This is a genomic window from uncultured Oscillibacter sp. (assembly GCF_910587525.1).
Lineage (GTDB): Bacteria > Bacillota > Clostridia > Oscillospirales > Oscillospiraceae > Oscillibacter.
The window spans coordinates 1-3,218 of the sequence record NZ_CAJULS010000194.1; the positions used below are offsets into that span (position 1 = coordinate 1).

Sequence of the window (3,218 nt, forward strand, 5' to 3'; positions counted from 1 at the left end):
GCATGTCGGTGACCACGGTGCCGGGAGAGTTCTTGGCCATGTCATAGGCCTCCCGCAGGGAGTTGATCTTTACCACATTGTTGCCGTAAAACGGCGCTTCGATGATGGAGCGGGTTTTGGAAAAACCGACCTTTCCGGGCCCGATCTCAGTTCTGGGGTAGTAAGCTCTTGTGGACATAAAAACTCCTCCTGTTGAATTGTTTTTCTATTCTGGAAAATGCGCTGATTTGGCTATATCATACCGCAGTCTTTTGGAAAAAGCAAGGGCGAAAACGATTAAATACCGGGTTTTTCCCGGAGCGCCTCCGCCAGGGCGGCGAAGTCCTGAAGGGTCAGCCGCTCCCCACGCACATCCGGCGGCAGGCCGCAGCTTGCGATGGCGGACTGAACGGCCGGCTTGTCCCATCCCGGAAGGGCGGCGGAAAGGCTGTTGACCAGGGTTTTCCGCCGCAGCAGGAAGGCCCCCCGCAGGACTTTGAAGAAAAATGCCTCGTCGGAGATCTCCACGGCGGGGCGGTTCCGCCGGACGCACCGCAATACAGCGGAGTCCACCTTCGGCGCGGGAAGGAACTTGTCCCGGGGCACCTCGAAAAGCATTTCCACCTCCATGCGGTACTGGAGAAAGAGGGAGAAGGCGCCGCCCTCCGAAGAGCCCTGAGGCGCAGAGAGCCGCTGGGCCACCTCTTTTTGAATCAGCACAGTGACAGACTGGAAGCAGGGGGTCTCCACGAATTTTTGCAGCGCAGGGGAAGTGATATTGTAGGGCAGGTTGGCGCAGACAATGGGCGTCAGACCCTGGAATTTCTCCGCCGCCAGGGCGGCCAGGTCCAGCCGCAGGGCGTCCCCCTGGAGGATCTCTACGTTGGAGAAGGGAGCCATGGTCTCCGCCAGCACCGGCAGGAGGGTCTTGTCCAGCTCAACGGAGACCACCTTTCCGGCCCGCCGGGCCAGCTCCGCCGTCAGGGGGCCGATGCCGGGCCCGATCTCCAGCACGCCGCAGGTCTCATCCGCGCCGGAGGCCGCGGCAATGTCTGCCGGAACCTGGGGATCGATGAGGAAGTTCTGCCCCATGGACTTGGAGAAGCGGAAGCCGTGCCGGTCCAGCAGGGCGCGGATGGTGTCACGGTCACAGAGGTTCATAAAAAGCGCCGCCTTTCGGAGAAGTTGATGGTCCTTTTAGCAGATCAGAGAAAAGATCCAATGCAGGTTTCTTTTCAGATTGGAGACGCACGGGGCCGTTTTGGGGGTGGACTTGGCCGGGAATCTTTACAGGGAATGCCCGGTAAATCAGAAAGATATCATTCATCGTCACAATAGAAATCCTCGTAATATGATACAAAAGATTGGATGATTTCCTGACGGGAACGGACGTATGGTCCCTCAACTCCACCGTTTTTCAAACTATCGATCCATTCAATATCGACCATACAGCCAACATCCATGTTGACATTGTACTTTGCTTCTTCAAGCAGACGAATATCGGAAATGTTCCCTATACAATACAGATAACCGCATAATAATCTGATATATTCAGAACTTCCGGGCTGATAATGTTCAATTTCTTTATGCAGTAAATCAATGATTTCGTCTTTGGGAATTTTATCAAAGTCAAAACCGTACGTCGTTAGAATCTGTTCAGCCCTTTGCTCATTCGTCATCTCCATCCTCCTGCACTGTTCGCTTTATGGCTTCAATTCTATCACAGGATCGAATTTGATTCAATCTGTCTTTGTCAAATTGCGGAATTTTCAGGCAGTCACATCTTTAAAACCAGGACTGCCGCAAAGTCCGGTTGACCGAAATCCCAGGGACTGGTATACTGAACATGAAGATGCGGAACGGAGGCGGTAAGATGATGCGGGCATTTCAAACGGGAGACCTGGAGCGGGCTGCGGAGATCTGGCTGAAGGCCAATGTCCAGGCCCACAATTTCATCCCCAGGCAGTACTGGGAGGGACAGCTGGAGACGGTGAGAACCCTGCTTCCCCAGGCGGAGCTCTATGTCTGGCAGGACGGGGACAGCAAGGTCCAGGGATTCATCGGTCTGAGCGGAGAGCACATTGAGGGGATATTCGTCTGGCCGCCGGCCCAGTCCCAGGGCATTGGAAGGGCGCTGCTGGACCGGGCCAAGGCTGCCCATGACCGGCTGACGCTGAATGTGTACCGGAAAAATAACCAGGCCGCCGCCTTTTACCGCCGGGAGGGCTTCCGGGTGCAGGGCGAGGGCGTGGATGAGAACACCGGGGAGGCGGAGTGCCGGATGGTTTGGGAGGAGAGCGGAACATGCTGAGAACAGTCTTTCTGGATCTGGACGACACCATTTTGGACTTTGCCCGGGCGGAGGCCGCCGCCTTGCGGCGGGCGCTAGCGGAGGCGGACGTGCCGGCAGATGACGCCGTCCTGGCCCGCTACCATGCCATCAACGCCGCCCAGTGGGAGCTGCTGGAGGAGGGGGTGCTGACCCGGGAGCAGGTGCTGCTGGGCCGGTTCGACATCCTGTTCGGAGAGCTGGGGGTGGTCCGGCCCGCCGGGGAGATCTGTGAGCGGTACGAGGGGTATCTGGCGGAGGGCCACTGGTTTATCCCAGGGGCGGAGGCCCTGCTGGAGATGCTGGCGCCCCGGTATGACCTGTATCTGGCCTCCAACGGCACCGCCGAGGTGCAGTATAAGCGGCTGGAGGGCGCCGGGATCAAGCGGTATTTCCGGGGGATTTTCATCTCCCGGGAGCTGGGGGCGGACAAGCCCAGTCCGGTCTTTTTTGAGCGGTGCTTCGCCGCGGTCCCCGGCTTTTCCAGAGAGAGCGCCGTCATGGTGGGGGACAGCCTGACCTCCGACATCCGGGGCGGCAGAGACGCGGGGCTTCGGACCTGCTGGTTCAACCCCCATGGAAAGCCCGTCCGGACGGACATTGTCCCGGACTATGAGATATCCGCGTTGGAGCAGCTGCCACCCCTGCTGGAGACGCTTTGACAGGGAAAAACGCCCCGGCGCGTCGGTGACGTGCCGGGGCGAAATCTGTACGTTATTGCAAGATATAGACCTTGCAGCTGCGGCGGCCGAAGTTGATGCACTCCTGATAGGTGTTGAAGTACAGATCCACTTTGTTGCCCCGCACGCCCGTGTCCTCCGCCACAGCGGTGCCGTAGACGATGCCGTCGTTGGTGACGATATACATCCGGGTCCCCAGAGGGATCACTTTTTTGTCCACAGCCACAGTG

5 protein-coding genes are annotated in these 3,218 nt (G+C 58.3%); 2 read left to right on the forward strand and 3 right to left on the reverse strand.

Features of this window, described 5'->3' with window-relative positions; translation table 11 throughout:
* Nucleotides 1-276: 276 nt before the first annotated feature.
* Both rsmA and QZ326_RS12245 read right to left on the reverse strand, forming a co-directional pair.
* The gene (gene rsmA / locus QZ326_RS12240) at nucleotides 277-1,140 is read right to left on the reverse strand and encodes a 16S rRNA (adenine(1518)-N(6)/adenine(1519)-N(6))-dimethyltransferase RsmA (RefSeq protein ID WP_295745648.1); all 864 of its coding nucleotides are present in this window, start codon (nucleotides 1,138-1,140) and stop codon (nucleotides 277-279) included.
* 158 nt (nucleotides 1,141-1,298) lie between these two features.
* On the reverse strand, nucleotides 1,299-1,658 hold the full coding sequence (locus QZ326_RS12245) for a hypothetical protein (RefSeq protein ID WP_295745651.1): 360 nt from the start codon (nucleotides 1,656-1,658) through the stop codon (nucleotides 1,299-1,301).
* Nucleotides 1,659-1,852: 194 nt separating this feature from the next.
* Between QZ326_RS12245 and QZ326_RS12250 the strand changes: the two genes are divergently transcribed.
* Entirely contained in the window at nucleotides 1,853-2,290 is a 438-nt protein-coding gene (locus QZ326_RS12250) for a GNAT family N-acetyltransferase (RefSeq protein WP_295745654.1), read from the forward strand.
* Entirely contained in the window at nucleotides 2,284-2,970 is a 687-nt protein-coding gene (locus QZ326_RS12255) for a YjjG family noncanonical pyrimidine nucleotidase (protein ID WP_295745657.1), read from the forward strand. The genes QZ326_RS12250 and QZ326_RS12255 overlap by 7 nt, the downstream gene beginning before the upstream one ends.
* Before the next feature lie 52 nt (nucleotides 2,971-3,022).
* Here QZ326_RS12255 and QZ326_RS12260 read toward each other — a convergent pair.
* Nucleotides 3,023-3,218: 3D domain-containing protein (locus QZ326_RS12260; protein ID WP_295745660.1), on the reverse strand; the 196-nt coding region annotated here is incomplete at its 5' end.